18 protein-coding genes, 1 pseudogene and 1 riboswitch are annotated in these 17,385 nt (G+C 69.5%); of the genes and pseudogenes, 12 read left to right on the top strand and 7 right to left on the bottom strand.

Features of this window, described 5'->3' with window-relative positions; all coding sequences use genetic code 11:
* Positions 1-90 precede the first annotated feature (90 nt).
* Complete coding sequence (locus AC07NS_RS08560) at positions 91-675, bottom strand: dihydrofolate reductase family protein (RefSeq protein ID WP_494602713.1); 585 nt, start codon at positions 673-675, stop codon at positions 91-93.
* Between the two features lie 196 nt (positions 676-871).
* Here AC07NS_RS08560 and AC07NS_RS08555 point away from each other — a divergent pair, with 196 nt between their 5' ends.
* The 10 genes and pseudogenes from AC07NS_RS08555 (at position 872) to AC07NS_RS08510 (ending at position 9,386) form a co-directional block, all read left to right on the top strand.
* Complete coding sequence (locus tag AC07NS_RS08555; protein ID WP_494602712.1) at positions 872-1,954, top strand: site-specific DNA-methyltransferase; 1,083 nt, start codon at positions 872-874, stop codon at positions 1,952-1,954.
* Positions 1,955-1,965: 11 nt separating this feature from the next.
* Positions 1,966-2,370 (top strand): hypothetical protein, encoded by a 405-nt coding sequence (locus AC07NS_RS08550; RefSeq protein WP_494602711.1) that lies wholly within the window; start codon positions 1,966-1,968, stop codon positions 2,368-2,370.
* Positions 2,371-2,555: 185 nt separating this feature from the next.
* Complete coding sequence (locus AC07NS_RS08545; RefSeq protein WP_494602710.1) at positions 2,556-3,422, top strand: I78 family peptidase inhibitor; 867 nt, start codon at positions 2,556-2,558, stop codon at positions 3,420-3,422.
* Between the two features lie 172 nt (positions 3,423-3,594).
* A riboswitch (glycine riboswitch) is annotated at positions 3,595-3,685 on the top strand.
* Positions 3,686-3,859: 174 nt separating this feature from the next.
* Positions 3,860-4,972, top strand: a complete 1,113-nt coding sequence (gcvT, locus tag AC07NS_RS08540; RefSeq protein WP_494602709.1) for a glycine cleavage system aminomethyltransferase GcvT — start codon at positions 3,860-3,862, stop codon at positions 4,970-4,972.
* An 18-nt stretch (positions 4,973-4,990) separates the two neighbouring features.
* The gene (gcvH, locus tag AC07NS_RS08535) at positions 4,991-5,356 is read left to right on the top strand and encodes a glycine cleavage system protein GcvH (protein WP_494602708.1); all 366 of its coding nucleotides are present in this window, start codon (positions 4,991-4,993) and stop codon (positions 5,354-5,356) included.
* Positions 5,357-5,369: 13 nt separating this feature from the next.
* Positions 5,370-5,467, top strand: a pseudogene (locus AC07NS_RS08530) (hypothetical protein); the annotation flags it as partial.
* Between the two features lie 18 nt (positions 5,468-5,485).
* Entirely contained in the window at positions 5,486-6,829 is a 1,344-nt protein-coding gene (gene gcvPA / locus AC07NS_RS08525; protein WP_494602707.1) for an aminomethyl-transferring glycine dehydrogenase subunit GcvPA, read from the top strand.
* Complete coding sequence (gene gcvPB / locus AC07NS_RS08520) at positions 6,826-8,397, top strand: aminomethyl-transferring glycine dehydrogenase subunit GcvPB (RefSeq protein WP_494602706.1); 1,572 nt, start codon at positions 6,826-6,828, stop codon at positions 8,395-8,397. The genes gcvPA and gcvPB overlap by 4 nt, the downstream gene beginning before the upstream one ends.
* A 132-nt stretch (positions 8,398-8,529) precedes the next feature.
* Positions 8,530-8,952 (top strand): hypothetical protein, encoded by a 423-nt coding sequence (locus tag AC07NS_RS08515; protein ID WP_110120041.1) that lies wholly within the window; start codon positions 8,530-8,532, stop codon positions 8,950-8,952.
* On the top strand, positions 8,949-9,386 hold the full coding sequence (locus AC07NS_RS08510) for a hypothetical protein (RefSeq protein ID WP_494602705.1): 438 nt from the start codon (positions 8,949-8,951) through the stop codon (positions 9,384-9,386). The genes AC07NS_RS08515 and AC07NS_RS08510 overlap by 4 nt, the downstream gene beginning before the upstream one ends.
* A 258-nt stretch (positions 9,387-9,644) precedes the next feature.
* On the opposite strand, the gene AC07NS_RS08505 is transcribed toward AC07NS_RS08510, so the two are convergent.
* The 5 genes from AC07NS_RS08505 to AC07NS_RS08485 form a co-directional block, all read right to left on the bottom strand.
* Entirely contained in the window at positions 9,645-10,151 is a 507-nt protein-coding gene (locus tag AC07NS_RS08505) for a F0F1 ATP synthase subunit B (protein WP_110120042.1), read from the bottom strand.
* A gap of 13 nt (positions 10,152-10,164) precedes the next feature.
* Positions 10,165-10,698 (bottom strand): F0F1 ATP synthase subunit B family protein, encoded by a 534-nt coding sequence (locus tag AC07NS_RS08500; protein WP_110120043.1) that lies wholly within the window; start codon positions 10,696-10,698, stop codon positions 10,165-10,167.
* 114 nt (positions 10,699-10,812) lie between these two features.
* Positions 10,813-11,037 carry a F0F1 ATP synthase subunit C gene (locus AC07NS_RS08495; protein WP_108505567.1) on the bottom strand — a complete coding sequence of 75 codons (225 nt, stop codon included), beginning with the start codon at positions 11,035-11,037 and terminating at the stop codon, positions 10,813-10,815.
* A 48-nt stretch (positions 11,038-11,085) separates the two neighbouring features.
* The gene (locus tag AC07NS_RS08490) at positions 11,086-11,844 is read right to left on the bottom strand and encodes a F0F1 ATP synthase subunit A (protein ID WP_110120044.1); all 759 of its coding nucleotides are present in this window, start codon (positions 11,842-11,844) and stop codon (positions 11,086-11,088) included.
* 5 nt (positions 11,845-11,849) lie between these two features.
* Positions 11,850-12,221, bottom strand: coding sequence for an AtpZ/AtpI family protein (locus AC07NS_RS08485; protein WP_494602704.1), 372 nt, complete (start codon positions 12,219-12,221; stop codon positions 11,850-11,852).
* A 316-nt stretch (positions 12,222-12,537) separates the two neighbouring features.
* Here AC07NS_RS08485 and AC07NS_RS08480 point away from each other — a divergent pair, with 316 nt between their 5' ends.
* Together AC07NS_RS08480 and AC07NS_RS08475 are read left to right on the top strand one after the other, a co-directional pair.
* Positions 12,538-12,921: a DUF6481 family protein gene (locus AC07NS_RS08480; protein WP_494602703.1), complete on the top strand. Its 384-nt coding sequence runs from the start codon at positions 12,538-12,540 to the stop codon at positions 12,919-12,921.
* Positions 12,922-13,025: 104 nt separating this feature from the next.
* Positions 13,026-13,805, top strand: coding sequence for a TSUP family transporter (locus tag AC07NS_RS08475; RefSeq protein WP_494602702.1), 780 nt, complete (start codon positions 13,026-13,028; stop codon positions 13,803-13,805).
* A 119-nt stretch (positions 13,806-13,924) separates the two neighbouring features.
* Here the strand turns inward: AC07NS_RS08475 and smc are convergent, their stop codons facing one another.
* Positions 13,925-17,371 (bottom strand): chromosome segregation protein SMC, encoded by a 3,447-nt coding sequence (smc, locus tag AC07NS_RS08470; RefSeq protein WP_494602701.1) that lies wholly within the window; start codon positions 17,369-17,371, stop codon positions 13,925-13,927.
* Positions 17,372-17,385: the final 14 nt, after the last annotated feature.

The following is a 17,385-nucleotide window of genomic DNA, read 5'->3' as shown; positions in this document are numbered from 1 at the left end:
GCGGGTGTCACGGCAGGGACCAGGCGTCCGGGTCGACTATCGGAATGGTCCGTACGCGGCGCCCCTTTCCCCGCGCCGCCCGCCGCGCTCTCAAGCCTCCGCCACGCCCTGCGGCCCCGTCGCCCGGCCCCTGCCCCGTCCCGGCCGGACCGGCGGCAGTTCGTAGTCCAGCCGCACCACGCCCATGGCCAGGGCGGCCGTCCCGCGCAGCACCAGCCCCCGCGGCGCGCCGGTGCGTTCAGGAAAGAGGCGCAGGCCCTCACCCAGCAGCACCGGCGCGATCAGCAGCAACAGGCGGTCCAGCGCGCCTTCCTCGGCGAAGGCGGCCAGCAGGCCCGCGCCGCCCACCACCCAGGCGTCGCCGTCGTCGAGGTCGCGCAGGCGCTCGATCAGGTCCGGCACCCCCTCGCGCCAGAACTTCACCCCGCGCTGCACCGGATCGCCCCGCCGCGAGGTGACGACGAAGCTGCGCTTGCCGGCATAGGGCCAGCCCGTGCCGAGGCTCGGGATCAGGTCGTAGGTGCGCCGGCCCATGACCACGGTGCCGACATCGTCGATGAAGGCGCCATAGCCGGGATCCACCTTGCGAAACGGCGCCAGCCACTGCACCCCGCCGTCCGCGTCAGCCACGCAACCGTCGAGGCTGGCGGCGATGAAACCGCGGATCAGCGCCATGCCCCTTCCCCTCGCCCCCGGTCCCTTCACGCCTCTTCGCGTCTCGGTCGAGTCCACAATACGGAACATTACAGGAACATCAAGCGTCGTTAACCGATTTCGGATTCGCGATTAACCGTCGGCTAACCATGACCGTTCATTCCCGGGTAACCACGGGACTCCATGATTCCCTTGGGTGTTTTTCAGGGAAGCGGACATGTCCTTCGGGCCGGAAACCATCATCCAGGGCGACTGCATCGAGGCGATGAACGCCCTGCCCGAAAAGTCGGTCGACCTGATCTTCGCCGATCCGCCCTACAACCTTCAACTCGGCGGCGACCTGCTGCGTCCGGACAATTCCAAGGTCGACGCGGTCGACGACCACTGGGACCAGTTCGAAAGCTTCGCCGCCTACGACAAGTTCACCCGCGAGTGGCTGAAGGCCGCCCGCCGCGTCCTGAAGGACGACGGCGCGATCTGGGTGATCGGCAGCTACCACAACATCTTCCGCGTCGGCGTGGCGGTGCAGGACCTGGGCTTCTGGATCCTCAACGACGTCATCTGGCGCAAGACCAACCCGATGCCCAACTTCAAGGGCACCCGCTTCGCCAACGCCCACGAGACCCTGATCTGGGCCTCCAAGAGCCAGAACGCCAAGCGCTACACCTTCAACTACGACGCCCTGAAGATGGCCAATGACGAGGTGCAGATGCGCTCGGACTGGACCATCCCGCTGTGCACCGGCGAGGAGCGCATCAAGGGCGCCGACGGGAACAAGGCCCACCCGACCCAGAAGCCCGAAGCCCTGCTCTACCGGGTGATCCTGTCGACCACCAAGCCGGGCGACGTGATCCTGGATCCGTTCTTCGGCGTCGGCACCACCGGCGCGGCCGCCAAGCGCCTGGGCCGCAAGTTCATCGGCATCGAGCGCGAGGCCGAATATGTCGGCCACGCCAAGGAGCGGATCGCCAAGGTGATCCCGATCGCTCCGCAGGACCTGGAAGTGATGGGCAGCAAGCGCGCCGAGCCGCGCGTGCCCTTCGGCACGATCGTCGAGGCCGGCCTGCTGCATCCGGGCGACACCCTCTATTGCTCCAAGGGCGCCCACGTCGCCAAGGTCCGCCCGGACGGCTCGATCGCGGTCGGCGAACTGACCGGTTCGATCCACAAGATCGGCGCCATGGTGCAGTCGGCCCCGGCTTGCAACGGCTGGACCTACTGGCACTTCAAGACCGACGCGGGCCTGGCGCCCATCGACGTCCTGCGCGCCCAGGTGCGCGCCAGCATGCCCCACGCCTGACCGGCTCTGGCATGAAAGAAGGCCCCATCGGCGTCCGCCGCTACTGGACGATCGGCTGCCTGGCCATCGTGCTGACCATGCTTTGTACTTCGGCGGTCCCGGACAAGGCCTCCCCGCCGCTCAACCTGCTGAGCCCGCTCATCGAGGCGGTCGGCTGCGCCATCCTGCTGATCATCGCCCGCCGTCGCCTGGGCGCGCGGGCCAATCTGGCGTTCATCGGCCCCGTCGTCGGCGCGATCCTGGCCTGGGCGTTCTTCGCCTGGGCGCTGAGCACCGGCCCCGACGCGCTCGTACAGTCGGTCATGGGCCCAAGCCTCTATGTCAGCATCACCCTGCTGGGCGTAGCCATGGGCGCGGTGCTGCAATTCCTGGTCGTCGGCTTCATCGGCCAGGGCGGCCGCGCGAAGCAAGGCTGAGGCCTCCATCGCGGGACCAAACATGCCCGCCGTCGCGCATGTGGAAAGTCGTTGCGCCATGCATCGGCGCGAGCACGCTCGGCGCCCATCCTCGAGCGGCGGACCATTTGCGCCACTTCAGATAACAACGTTCTGGACTCCACGCTCGCTTTGAAGTTGAGTTGCATTTCAGGGGGAATGCAACCATGACAAACATCGTCTACACGACCACCTTCACCAAGCCGGCCGCGCCGGTCGCGTTGGCCAACGGTTTGGCTGAACTGACGGTCTTCATACCGATCGCCCAAGTGCTCGATCAGACGATCATCGAGACGGGCGGGCCCCTCAAGGAGGATGAAGGCCGAACGCTCTGCTATCGCCTCACCGACGAGGGCATGGATTTGTTCCGCAACGGCTTGCCGGGACACCCAGGCTTCAAGGAATGGCCTCCGGGCTTCGAAGATCCCGTGGGTTGGGGAACCTATCCCCTCCATGACACCGGACGCCGCAGGCGGTCTTTCTGGGTCTTCACGCCCGCAGCCGCGGCGGACGGGACGGATGTAGACCGGGATAAGGCCGAAGCGCGCCTCGTCGAGGTTCTGGGGCGAGACAATGTTCTCGAGTTCGCCAAGCACTTCATGCCGATACCCCCGGCGACAGGACGCAGCCAGTGGGGCTATTTCTGGCGTCTTTCATCAAAAGGGGAGTTCCTGTTCACGCACGGCTTCGTGGGCCTTCCGGACTTCCACTTTCAGGTAGACCCACCCTGGGCGCGGAATGACGACAGGTTCCTCAGGGGTGGTGATCGTCCGGTTCCGATCCCGTTTGGGCGGATCATCGAAGAGGCCGGAGACGTCGAAGACATCGCGATCGGCGCCATCTACGACGCCAAACTGCCGGCGGCGTTGATCACGCTCCTGGCCACGCCCAAACCTACGCTGATCTCGGAACTCCCCGGGCACACGCTACGCGTGATCGCTCCAGGAGACTCCTACACGATGGATTACCGCCCAGATCGCTTCAACGTCATCCTCGGGCAGGACGGCGCCATCGTACGCACCGGATTCTTCTGACTGGCCGCGGACGGCGTTGTCCCCCCGGCGGGAAGATCGCCGTCCGCCCTTCTGGGACTTTCCCACGCCTCAGCGCCTGCGCGGATGGGTGCGTTTCGAGACAACCGTTCGGGATGCCGGCCGTCTCGCAAGCCACGCTTGACTCCCCGCCGGCCCTCGCTCATTGACCGCCTTGACCCTCGCGGGAGACGTCGGGATTCGTTCCCGAGGCCGAAGGCGCAACCGCCCCGGAAACGCTCAGGCAAAAGGACCGCGCGGGTTTAGGAACGCTGGAAAGAAGCCTCCCGAAAGGGCGGCTCGCCGAAGGAGCAAGGCTTCCCCCGTCCTTTCTCAAGGGAAGGCAGAGGCCGGAATCTCTCAGGCCTAAGGGACAGCGGGGGCGCTATCGCCAGGCGAAAGCCGGGCTTGCAGCGCCGTCCCCGTTTGGAGCCCTCCGCGTGTCCACCGAAGACCTCAAGAAGACCCCGCTCTACGACGCGCACGTCGCCGCCGGCGCCCGCATGGTTCCGTTCGCGGGCTACCACATGCCGGTGCAGTACAAGGACGGCGTGCTCAAGGAGCACCTGTGGACCCGCGAGCATGCGGGCCTGTTCGACGTTTCCCACATGGGCCAGGCCCGGCTGCGCGGCGAAAACCCCGCCAAGAGCTTCGAGAAGGTGGTCTCGGCCGACTACCAGGGCCTGAAGGCCGGCAAGCAGCGCTACGGCGTGCTGCTGAACGCCGAAGGCGGGATCATCGACGACCTGATGACCGCCCGTCCCGACGACGATGGCCTGTTCGTCGTGGTCAACGGCGCCTGCAAGGACAACGACTACGCGATCATCGCCCGCGAACTGGCCGGCGAAGCCACCGTCACCCGCCTGGAAGACCGCGCCCTGCTGGCCCTACAAGGCCCCGAGGCCGCCGCCGTGCTGGCCGCCCACGTGCCGGAAGCCGCCACGATGGTGTTCATGGACGCCCGCGCCCTGACCGCCTTCGGCGTCGACGCCATCATCTCCCGCTCGGGCTACACCGGCGAGGACGGCTATGAGATCTCGGTCCCGGCCGACGCCGCAGAGCGCATCTGGAACACCCTGCTGGCCGACGAGCGCGTCAAGCCGATCGGCCTGGGCGCTCGCGACAGCCTGCGCCTGGAAGCGGGCCTGCCGCTCTACGGCCACGACCTGGACGAGACCGTCTCGCCGATCGAGGCCGGCCTGAACTTCGCCGTCGGCAAGAGCCGCCGCGAGGCCGGCGACTTCCTGGGCGCCGAACGCATCACCAAGGAACTGGTCGGCGAGCTGTCGCGCGTGCGCGTCAATCTGAAGGTGCTGGAAGGCGCCCCGGCCCGCGAAGGCGCCGACATCGCCGACGCCGACGGAAACGTCATCGGCAAGGTCACCAGCGGCGGCTTCGGCCCCAGCTTCGGCGGCGCCATCGCCATCGGTTTCGTGCCCCCGGCCTACGCCGTGCTCGGGTCGCAGTTGAAAGTGATCGTCCGGGGCAAGCCGGCGGCCGCGCAGGTCGTCGCCTCCCCGTTCGTTCCCACCCGTTACGTCCGCAAACTCTAATCCACCAAGGGCCAGACCATGCGCTTCACCAAGGACCATGAATGGGTCGCCGTCGAAGGCGACATCGCCACCGTCGGCATCACCGCCTACGCCGCCGAGCAACTGGGCGACGTGGTGTTCGTCGAGGTGCCGGAAGTCGGCAAGGTCGTCGCCCAGGGCGAAGGCCTGGCCGTCGTCGAGAGCGTCAAGGCCGCCTCGGATGTCTACGCCCCGGTTTCGGGCGAGGTCGTGGAAGCCAACGCCGAACTGGGCGACGCGCCGGAAACCGTCAACGCCGTGCCGGAAGCCGGCGGCTGGTTCGCCAAGCTGAAGCTCTCCAACCCGGCCGAGGTCGACGCCCTGATGGACCGCGACGCCTACGAGGCGTTCCTCAGCACCCTCTGATCTTTTTCCACGTCATCCCGGACGCGCCTTGGCGCGATCCGGGACCCAGGGGCGACCGCACTGCGCCGGCCCCTGGGTCCCGGCTCTCCGCTTCGCTCCGGCCGGGATGACGACCGAGGTTTTCTCCCCATGCGCTACCTCCCCCTGACCCCCGAAGACCGCGCCGACATGCTCGGCGTGATCGGCGCGGGCTCGATCGACGAGCTGTTCGTCGACGTGCCGGCCGTCGCCCGCCGCAGCGAGCCTGTGGACCTGCCCCACCACGCCGGCGAACTGGAAGTCGAGCGCGAGATGCTGCGCCTGTCGCGCCGCAACCGCTCGGCCGCCGAGGGGCCGTTCTTCGTCGGGGCCGGGGCCTATCGCCACCATGTGCCGGCCACGGTCGACCACATCATCCAACGGTCGGAATTCCTGACCAGCTACACGCCCTACCAGCCGGAAATCGCCCAGGGCACGCTGCAAGTGCTGTTCGAGTTCCAGAGCCAGGTCGCCGCCCTGACCGGCATGGAAGTGGCCAACGCCTCGCTCTATGACGGCTCCACCGCCACGGCCGAGGCCGTGATGATGGCCCAGCGCGTCACCCGCAAGACCAAGGCCGTGCTGTCGGGCGGCGTCCACCCTCACTATGTCGGCGCTGTCGAGACCCTGGCCCACGCCGCCGGCGTGACCACCCTGCGCCTGCCGGCCGCCATGGACGCCGAGGACGCGGTGATCGCCGCCATCGACGCCGACACCGCCTGCGTCGTCGTCCAGACCCCCAACGTGTTCGGCACGGCCACCGACGTCAGCAAGATCGCCGAGGCCGCCCACGCGGCCGGCGCCCTGCTGATCGTGGTCACCACCGAGGCCGTCTCGTACGGCCTGCTGAAGTCGCCGGGCGCCATGGGCGCCGACATCGCCGTGGCCGAGGGCCAGTCGATCGGCAACGGCCTGAACTTCGGCGGCCCCTATGTCGGCCTCTTCGCCTGCAAGGAAAAGTTCGTCCGCCAGGCCCCCGGCCGTCTTTGCGGCGAGACGGTGGACGCCGACGGCAAGCGCGGCTTCGTGCTGACCCTGTCGACCCGCGAGCAGCACATCCGCCGCGACAAGGCCACGTCCAACATCTGCACCAACAGCGGCCTGTGCGCCCTGGCCTTCTCGATCCACATGAGCCTGCTGGGCGAGCAGGGCCTGCGCCAACTGGCCTCGCTGAACCACCAGAAGGCGCTGGCCACGGCCAAGGCCCTGGCGGCCATCCCGGGCGTCGAGATCCTGACGCCGCGGTTCTTCAACGAGTTCGCCGTGCGCCTGCCCAAGGACGCCGCCGAGGTCGTCGAGACCCTGGCCGCCCACGGCGTCATCGCCGGCGTGCCCTATTCTCGCCTGGAGCCGGGCTCGGGCCTGGACGACGTGCTGCTGGTCGCCACGACCGAGACCACGCTCGACACCGACATCACCTTCTTCGCCAAGCTGCTGGCCGGAGCCGTCCAATGAGCATGAACAATGTCGGACGTCCCACCCGTCCCGAAGCTTCCAATGACGACGCCGGTTTCGCCTCCCTGTCGGGCGGCCGCGGCCTGCTGCAGGACGAGCCGCTGATCTTCGAACTGGGCGGCTGGACCAAGACCGGCGTCGACCTGCCGGACGCCGTCGCCGCCGACAGCGCCCTGGCCGGCCTGACCCGCGACGACGCCATCGGCCTGCCGGGCCTGTCGGAGCCGGAAGCGGTGCGCCACTACGTGCGCCTGTCCCACAAGAACCACGCCATCGACCTGGCGCTCTATCCGCTGGGCTCGTGCACGATGAAGCACAACCCGCGCCTCAACGAGAAGATGGCGCGCCTGCCGGGCCTGTCGGACATCCACCCGCTGCAGCCGCAGTCGACGGTGCAGGGCGCCATCGAGCTGATGGACAACCTGGCCCACTGGCTGAAGACCCTGACCGGCATGCCGGCGGTCGCGCTCAGCCCCAAGGCCGGCGCCCACGGCGAGCTGTGCGGCCTCCTGGCCATCCGCGCCGCCCACGAGGCGGCCGGCAACGGCCACCGCAAGACCGTGCTGGCCCCGACCAGCGCCCACGGCACCAACCCGGCCACGGCGGCCTTCTGCGGCTATACGGTCGTGGAAATCGCCCAGACCGACGACGGCCGCGTCGACCTCGCCGACCTGGAAGCCAAGCTCGGCGACCACGTGGCGGCGATCATGGTCACCAACCCCAACACCTGCGGCCTGTTCGAGCGCGACGTCGTCGAGATCGCCCGCCTGACCCACGCGGCGGGCGCGTACTTCTACTGCGACGGCGCCAATTTCAACGCCATCGTCGGCCGGGTGCGCCCGGGCGACCTGGGCGTCGACGCCATGCACATCAACCTGCACAAGACCTTCTCGACGCCCCACGGCGGCGGCGGTCCGGGCGCGGGTCCGGTGGTGCTGAGCGAGGCCCTGGCCCCGTTCGCCCCCACCCCGTGGGTGGTGCATGACGACGGCGGCTACAAGCTGGTCGAGGAAGCCGAGGGCGTCGCCGCCCAGGCCTTCGGCCGGATGAGCGCCTTCCACGGCCAGATGGGCATGTACGTGCGCGCCTACGCCTACATGCTCAGCCACGGCGCCGACGGCCTGCGCCAGGTAGCCGAGGACGCCGTGCTGAACGCCAACTACATCAAGGCCCGCCTCAAGGACCTGATGAGCCCGGCCTTCCCCGAAGGTCCGTGCATGCACGAGGCGCTGTTCGACGACGCCTGGCTGGAAGGCACGGGCGTCACCACGCTCGATTTCGCCAAGGCGATGATCGACGAGGGCTTCCACCCGATGACCATGTACTTCCCGCTGGTGGTGCATGGCGCGATGCTGATCGAGCCGACCGAGACCGAATCTAAGGCCGAGCTCGACCGCTTCATCGAGGCCCTCCGTCTGCTCGCGGAATCGGCCAAGGCCGGCGAGGTCGCGCGGTTCAAGAACGCCCCGCACCTGGCGCCGCTGAAGCGCCTGGACGAGACCCTGGCGGCGCGAAAGCCGAAGTTGAAGTGGAAACCTGTTGCCCCCGCGCCACTCGCAGCGGAATAGGCGCAACACAGGCACGAAAGCGGAACGGGGCGCCTTTACGGAAGGGCGCCCCGTTTCCATATGCACCGTGTGGGAAGAGGGGGCCGGCGCTTTGTCGGAAACCGGCGGACCACATACCCCGTTCAGCCCCCCATGAACTTCGCCATCGCCATGACGCCCGTGCGCCTCTCCGCCGCCGACGAACTCGCCCGCGAGCTTCTCGGCCGGATCATTCGCGGCTTGCTGGTGGCCCTGGGCCTGGTGTTCATCGCCGCGGGCTTCCTGATCGCGCCCCTGCCCGGCCCCATGGGCGTGCCGCTGACGGTCATCGGCCTGATGCTGGTGCTGCGGAACTCCTTCAAGGCCCGCAAGCAGTTCGTGCGCTTCCAGCACGCCCACCCCAAGCTGGTCTTCCCGCTGCGCCGCCTGCTGCGCCGCGAGCCGGAAGTGGTGCTGGTGGCCTGGCAGCAGGTGCTGCGCATCGAGAAGCTGGTCGTGCCGCGCCGCTGGCGGGTGGCCAAGCGCTGGCGCAAGTCCTTCAAGCGCCGGGGCCAGGTCAACCCGCGCGGCCAGTGACCGCCCGCGACCCCAGGGTCGTCCGCCGCCTGTCGAGCCTGCGCCGCCGCCGGCTGGCCTTCGTCCTTCGCGAGACCCTGGCCCGCGTCGCGCGGCTCCTGCTGATCGCCCTGGGCTGCCTGATCCTGCTGGCCGGCGCGATCCTCACGCCCCTGCCCGGCCACGTCGGCCTGCCGCTGCTGGTCATCGGGCTGATGGTGGTGCTGCGCAACTCGTTCCAGGCCCGCCGCCGCTTCATCCGCTGGCAGAAGCGCCACCCCAAGCTGATCTTTCCCATCCGCCGCCTGATGCGCCGCGAACCGGAGATCCTGCTGGTCGCCTGGCAGCAGCTGCTGCGGAGCGAGAAGGTGTTCCTGCGCCGGCCGGCCTGGCGGGTGCTGAAGCGGGGCCGGAAGGCTGTGCGGAAGTGGCTGCGCAGGAAAGCGGCCGCCTAGAAACCCTCTCTCTTTGAGAGAGGGAGGGGCCCGCCGCGCAGCGGTGGGAGGGTGAGAGGTTTCGCCGCTCACAGGCAAACCCCAAGCCCTATTCAAACCGCAGCTCTGACCACCGCGCCTCATCCGGAAAGAGTGTAACCTCTCACCCTCCCACGCTCCGCGTGGGCCCCTCCCTCTCTCAAAGAGAGAGGGGTCAAGAACGAAAAAGGCGCGGCCCTTGCGAGCCGCGCCTTTCGATCTTTCAGCCGTCCTGAAGGACTACTGCAGCTTGCTGCCGATCTGGCCGATGGCCGCGTCGAGCAGGGGGTCGGCGCCGGTTCCGACGCGGGCCAGGAGCACCGCCTCGGCCGCCTGGGCGGCGAGGTCGACGGCCGCGGCCTTGACGTCCGCGGCGGCCTGGGCTTCGGCCTGGGCGATCTTGCGCTCGGCCATTTGGGCGCGGCGCGTGATCTGCTCCTCGAGCTTTTCCTTGGCCTCGGCCGCCAGACGGACCGCATCCGCCTTGGCCGCCTCGAGCATGGCCGAAGCCTGGCGCTCGGCTTCCTCGCGCTGGGCCTTGACCTCGGCGAGCAGGGCTTGCGCCTCCTCGCGGAGCTTCTGGGCTTCGTCGAGTTCGGCCTGGATCTTGGCGGCGTAGCCGTCAAGCGCGCCGAACAGGGCGCCCGGCAGGACCTTCAGAACGACCAGAAGGCCGAAGAAGATCACCAGGGCGACCAGAACCCAGAACTCCGGGTTGGAGAAGCTGAACAGGGATTCGTGTTCCATGGTCGGCTACTCCTTAGGCCAGAGCCGTCTTGAGCTCGGCGGCCGAAGCCGCCTTGCCCGTCAGCTTCTCGACGATCGCGCCGGCCGTCTCCTCGGCCACCGTGCGGACGTGGCTCATGGCCTCGTCGCGGGCGGCCTGGATCGAGGCTTCCGCCGCGGCCAGCTTTTCGGCCAGCACGGCTTCTTCCTTGGCCTGACGCTCGGCGGCTTGCGCCGAAGCCTGGGCCTTGGCGTCCGCCGCGGTCTTCTGGGCCTTGGCGCGAGCCTCGGCCACCTCGGCGGCGGCCGCGCGGGCCTGCACCTCGGCTTCGTCCTTCAGACGACGGGCGTCGGCGATGTCGCCGGCGATCTTGGCGCCGCGCTCGTCGATCGCGCCGCTGACGCGGGGCAGCAGCCCCTTCGACAGCACGATGTAGAGAACGGCGAAGATGAGCAGCAGCCAGACGATCTGACCGCCCCAGTGCTGGAACTGGAGCTGCGGAAGACCGCCGCTTTCGTGTCCGGGGGCTTCAGTCGTCGCGACCGTGCCGTGATTTTCCGTCGCCATGGGCGAGGGCGCCTCTCAGCTAGCGCCTGCGGCCCGAAACGGGCGAGCAGGCTCGGTTCTTAAAGATCAAAGCGCGGCGAAGGCCGGGAACCGACCGCCGCCGCGCTCAGAGGATTACGAGAAGAGGATCAGGAAGGCGATGACCAGGGCGAAGATGCCCAGGGCTTCCGTCAGCGCCATGCCGAGGAACAGCATCGGACGCTCTTGAGCGGCGGCGGTCGGGTTACGCAGCGCGCCTTGGAAATAGTTGCCGAACATGACGCCCAGGCCGATGCCCGCGCCGATCATGCCGAGCATGGCCAGGCCAGCGCCGATGTACTTAGCGGCTTCCGCTTCCATTGTGAGGCTCCTTGAGAATTCAGAGATAGGTTGAAGAGAAAAGGGTGATCAGTGGCTGTCGAGGTGCACGACGTCGTTGATATAGACGCAGGCAAGCACCGCGAACACGAAGGCCTGCAGGAAGGCCACCATGAACTCGAGGGCCGTCAGGGCGACGACGGAGGAGAGGGCCAGCAGCGAACCGGCCCAGCCGATCGCGCCGAGACCGCCAAGGGCGATCACGAAACCGGCGAAGATCTTCAGCACCACGTGGCCGCCCAGCATGTTGCCGAAAAGACGAAGACCCAGGGTGATCGGACGGATCAGGAACGACAGGATCTCGATCGGCACCAGCAGGAAGTACAGCGGCCACGGCACGCCCGACGGGGCGAACAGCTTGAAGAACTTCAGGCCGTTCTTGGCGAAGCCGACGGCGACCACGGTCAGGATGACCATCAGGCCCAGGGTCAGGGTCACGGCCAGCTGCGAGGTGGCGGTGAACACCAGGAACATGCCCTGCAGGTTCATGAACAGCACGAATGCGAACAGGGTGAAGATGAAGGGCAGGAACTTCTTACCATCGTGGCCGATGATCGACTCGGCCAAGCCGTCGACCAGTCCATAAAGCATCTCGCCCACGGTCTGCAGGCGACCCGGCACCACGGCGCGGCGGGCGGCGACGGCGTAGAACGCCACGACCAGGGTCGCGGCCAGCAGCATCGCGGCCACCGAATTGGTGATCGACAGATCGATCGGAAGACCGAAGACGTTCACGGTGGGCAGTTCCACGACCTTCTGGATCTGGAACTGGTGCATCGGATCGGCCATCGGCCCTAGTCTCTCTTCTGCTTGGGGGCGGTGGACCCGCCTCCCGTGTGTACATCCTCGGCCGGGGCCTTGGACGCCTGCGCGCTCAGTTTCGTCGCCTTGCGGACGACGGAGAATATCGCGAGACCGGTTCCGATCAGCAGACCGCCGACCATTCCCCAGGGCCCCGTACCGACGTAGTGGTCGAGCAGCCAGCCGAAGCCCAGCCCCACCAGAACGCCCCCGATCAAATCCGCCAGGAGGCGATAGCCGTCCTGGGAAGCCTTCTCGTCCGCCGCCTTGGCGGGCTTTTCCGCCGCCTTCCGCGCCTCGAAAGCGTCGAGCCGAGCGTCCAGGCTCTTGAAAGCCTCGTCGTTCGGTTCGTCGGCCTTGGGCATGGGAAGCGGTCAGGTCCGAAAGCGCCCGCAGACGCGCCTGAAGAAGGCGCTTTTTCGGCCGGCTTGATCGCGGCGGAACCTATAGGGCGCGCTGCGGTGCGTCAAGATTGTGGAGAAACTGCACAAGGCACTGTTTTGACGAGGGAATTTCCGCAGGGTCAGCCAATCCGCGGAATCTGGGTCTCCGGGACGGCCCCGCCGCTGGCGATACCCCCGGCGCGCGACGATCCGTCCGGCGAAGAGCATGGCGGCTCCAATTGCTTTTTTCGTCGTTTTGGGGTTTAGGAGGCGCGCCTCTCCAACAGCACGAAGATTCATGTCCTACCTGAAGAACACCGGATTCGCCGATCGCATCACCGCCCAGCAGGAAGCCAAGAAGGCTATGCTGGCCAAGTTCAAGCCGAAGGCCGCCGTTCAGGATCCTGATTTCGACAAGCGCGATGAACAACGCGCCGCCGAGCTGGAAGCCGTTCGCGTCGCCCGCGCCGAAGCCAAGGAAGTCGCCCGCCTCGAAGCCCTGGCCCGCCAGGAAGAGATCGCGGCCGTCAAGCGCGCCGAGCGCAAGGAACGCAAGGCCGTCGAAGCCGCCGAACAACGCGTCCGCAAGGAAGAAAAGGCCGCGGCCCGCGAAGAGCTGAAGGCCCTGGGCCGCAACAGCAAGGCCTCGCGCGCCCACCAGTGGGCCCACCTGATCGGCTGATCCGAACGATGGGGAGACGTGCTGTCGGCCGCCTCCCCTTCCTTCACCCGCCGCCTGCCGCCGCCCGGCTCCCGGGCGGCTTTTCGCGTTTGTAGGGACCGCCAATGGACCATCTGAGCCTTCAGCTGCTCGTCATCCTGTTCGGTGTGGCCTTCGTGGCCGGAGCCCTGGACGCCATCGCCGGCGGCGGCGGCCTGATCACCCTGCCGGCCCTGCTGCTTTCGGGCCTGCCGCCGGTCGCGGCCCTGGGCACCAACAAGCTGCAGAGCACCTTCGGCTCGGTCTCGGCCACCCGGGCCTTCGCCAAGCGCGGCCTGATCGACTGGAAGACCGCCTGGCCGATCGCCCTGGCGGCGGGCCTGGCGGGACTGGCCGGCGCGCTGTGCGCCAGCCTTCTTTCGCCGCGCGTCCTGGCGGCGCTGGTGCCGGTGCTGCTGATCGTCATCGCCGTCTATTTCGGCCTGTCCAAGGCCCTGAAGGCCGAGGACGGCCCGGCGCGCCTGGCCCTGCCGGTGTTCGCCGGCTTCGTCGCGCCGATCGTCGGCTTCTATGACGGCATCTTCGGCCCGGGCGCGGGGGCCTTCTACATGGTCGCCATCGTCACCCTGCTCGGCTACGGCGTTCTGAAAGCCACGGCCCACACCAAGCTGGCCAACGCCGCCAGCAATGTCGGAGCGCTGGCGCTGTTCATCCTCAAGGGCGCGGTGATCTGGCCCATCGGCCTGGCCATGGCCGTCGGCGCGTTCCTGGGCGCGCAGCTGGGCTCGCGCCTGGCGGTGCGCTTCGGGGCGCGGCTGATCCGGCCGCTGCTGGTGACGATCTCCTGCGCCATGGCGATCAAGCTGCTGGCCGATCCGAGCAACCCGCTGCGGCATCTCTTCTGATCCTCCCCCTGAAGGGGGAGGTGGCCCAAAGGGCCGGAGGGGGAAGCGGCTGCTGGCCCGCCGCTTGAACTTCCCCCTCAGTCGCTCCGCGACAGCTCCCCCTTCAGGGGGAGCATCTTTCATTGCGCCGCCACCAGCTCCTCGGCGGTGCTCAGGTCCACGCTGACCAGCTGGCTGACGCCGCGCTCGGACATGGTCACGCCGAACAGACGGTCCATCCGGCTCATGGTCACCGGGTTGTGGGTGATGGCGATGAAGCGCGTCAGGGTGCGGCGGCGCATCTCGTCGAGCATGTTGCAGTAGCGGTCGACATTGGCGTCGTCGAGCGGCGCGTCGACTTCGTCCAGCACGCAGATCGGGGCTGGGTTTGCCAGGAAGACGCCGAAGATCAGGGCGCTGGCGGTCAAGGCCTGCTCGCCGCCGCTCATCAGGCTCATGCTGGCCAGGCGCTTGCCGGGGGGACAGGCGAAGATCTCCAGGCCGGCTTCCAGCGGATCGTCGCTCTCGATCAGCCGCAGCTCGGCCTGGCCGCCGCCGAACAGGGCCTGGAAGAGGGTCTGGAAGTGGCCGTTGATCACGTCGAAGGCGGCGAGAAGACGTTCCCGCCCCTCGGCGTTCAGCTCCTCGATGCCGTCGCGCAGCTTGGCCACCGCGCCCGACAGGTCGGCCCTCTCGATGCGCATGGTCTCCAGCCGCCCGGCATATTCCTGAGCCTCTTCCTCGGCCCGCAGGTTCACCGCGCCGATGGAATCGCGCTCGCGCTCCAGGGCGAACAGGTGGGCCTCGACGCCGGCGGCGTCCTTCGGCACGGCCACGGCCTCGCCGGCCAGGTGCCGGCCCAGGGCTTCGGGCTCCATGCGGGCGCTCTCGCGGATGTTCGAGGCGATCTCGGCGAAGCGCTCGCGGGCCCCGTCCAGGCGGGCGACCAGGGCGGCGCGGCGCTCGCGGGCCTCGCCGGCGGCCTGGTCGGCGGCGCGGGCGGCGCGGTCGGCGGCGATGCGGGCGGTCTCGGCGGCTTCCAGGGCGTCGCTGGCCTTGGCCCGGCGCTGCTCGGCGGCGTCGAACTGATCGACCAGCACAAGCAGCTTGGCCTCCAGCTCGGCCGGGGCGGCGCGGGCGGCCTCCAGGGCGGCGGCGGCCTTGGCGCGATCGCCCTCCAGGCCCTCGGCGCGCTTGGCGGCGGCGTCGCGGCGGCGGGTCCAGTCGCCGAGGTCACGCTCCAGGCTGTCGACGCGGCGCTGGCGGCCCGAACGTTCGCGGTTCTCCAGATCGAGCGCCGAACGGGCGGCGGCGGCGGCTTCGCGGGCGGAGGTCGCGGCCTGGCGGGCGGCCAGCAGCTGCGGTGCCAGGTCGCCGACACTCTCGGCGGCCGCGTGCTCGGCACGGACGGCGGCGAGCGCCTCGTCGGCCTCGGCGCGTTCGGCCTCGAAGCGGGCGATGGTGTCGTCCAGCGACTGGGCGCGGGCCTCGCGCTGGGCGGCCTCGCGCTCGTAGCGGGCCACGGTCTCGCGGGCCTGGTTCAGCAGGCGTTCGGCGTCGGGCGGCCCCCGGCGCTTGTCGCGCAGGGCGTCTTCGGCGGCGCGCAGGCGGTCGGCGGCGGTCTTCAGGGCGGCGGCCCCGGCCTCGGCGCGCGGCGCGACCAGGTCGATCTCGGCCTCGACCTCGGCCAGGCGGGTCCGCTGCTCCAGCCGCACGGCGGCGGGCTTGGGCGCGTCGGCCTTGGCGACGAAGCCGTCCCAGCGCCAGAGGTCGCCTTCCTTCGAGACGAGCCGCGCCCCGACCGGCAGACCCTTGGCCAGCCGCTCGCCGTCGGCGCGCTCCACCAGGCCGACCATGGCCAGGCGCGCGGCCAGCTCCGCCGGCGCCTTGACCAGCGGGGCCAGCGGCTGGACGCCGTCGGGCCAGGCGGTGGCGGGCGCTTCAGCGCCGGCCCAGTGCGAGGGCGCGCGGGCGTCGAGGGCGGCTTCCAGGTCGTCGCCGAGGGCGGCGGCGAGGGCCGCGCCATAGCCCTTGTCGGGCGTCACCGCATCGAGGGCGGGCGAGAACCCGCTCTTGGCGCGTGGGGCGGTCAGCTGGGCCAGGCCCCGGGCTTCCGTGCGCAGGCGGCCCAACTGGTCCTCGGCCTTGCGGGCGAGATCCCGAGCCGCGCCCTCGGCTTGAGCAGCCGTTGTGCGCTCGGCCTCGGCCGCCTCCAGGGCGGCGCGGGCGGCGGCGAGCGCGGCCTCGGCGTTGGCGAAGCGCTGACGGGCCTCGGCGGCGGCGGGATCGACGGCCGGGCCGACGGCGGCGCGTTCGGCCTTGGCCTGGTCCAGGGCGCGGACGGTCCGGGCCAGGCGGCTCTCGGCCTCAGCCAGGCGCTGGGCGGCGGCGCGGGCCCGGGCCTCCTCGGCGGCGGTCTGGGCGGCCAGGCGCTCGACGGCGGAATCCGCTTCCGCACGCGCGGCCTCGGCGGCCTTGGCGGCGGCCTCCAGTTCGGGACCGCGTTCGGGCGCGGCGGCGATCAGGGCGCGCACCTCGGCCAGTTCCGGCTCGATGCGGGCAAGGCTGCGGCCGGCGTCCTCGGCGGCCTGCTCCTCGCGTGCCCTGTCCTCGTCGATGCGGGCCAGATCGGCCGACAGGCGCTGGAACTCGGCGGCGGCCGCTTGGGCGTCCCGCTCGGCCCGGTCCTTCTGGATCGCCAGCTGGCCCAGCACCGCCTGGGCGATCGTCGCCTCCTCGCGCAGCGGCGGCATGGCGGTTTCGGCCTCGACGATCGCACCCTGGCCGGCGGCGGCCGCGCGGGCGGTCTCCTCGACATCGCGGGCCGACTGGGTGGCCTCGGACTGGGTGCGCTCCAGGGTGTCGCGAGCCTCGGTCCAACGGGCGAACAGCACCGCCCCCTGCACGGCGCGGATCTCGGCCGACAGGCGCTTGTACTTCTCGGCTTGGCGCGCCTCGCGCTTGAGGCGGTTCAGCGCCGTCTCGAGCTCCCGCGCCACGTCCTCCAGGCGCGAGAGATTGGTCTCGGCCGCCCGCAGACGCAGCTCGGCCTCGTGGCGACGGGTGTGGAGCCCCGACACCCCGGCCGCCTCTTCCAGGATGCGGCGGCGGTTCTGCGGCTTGGCGCCGATCAGCTCGCTGATCTGGCCCTGGCGCACCAGGGCCGGCGAGTTGGCGCCGGTCGAGGCGTCGGCGAACAGCAGCTGGACGTCGCGCGCGCGGACTTCACGGCCGTTGATGCGGTAGGTCGAGCCGGCCCCGCGGTCGATGCGGCGCACCACCTCCAGCACCGGATCGTCGTTGAACGCGGCCGGGGCGGTGCGGTCGGCGTTGTCGATGGTCAGGGTGACGTCGGCGTGATTGCGCGGCGGACGGTTGCCCGAGCCGGCGAAGATGACGTCGTCCATGCCGCCGGCCCGCATGGCCTTGGCCGAGTTGGCGCCCATCACCCAGCGCAGGGCTTCCAGCAGGTTGGACTTGCCGCAGCCGTTGGGCCCGACGATGCCGGTCAGGCCAGGCTCGATCCTGAACTCCGTCGGCTCGACGAAGGACTTGAAGCCGGAAAGGCGCAGACGCTGGAACTGCACGGCCGCGCCCGCCC

The organism is Caulobacter sp. GW821-FHT10A10 (assembly GCF_059415745.1).
This window is presented reverse-complemented; position numbering and strand designations above follow the sequence as displayed.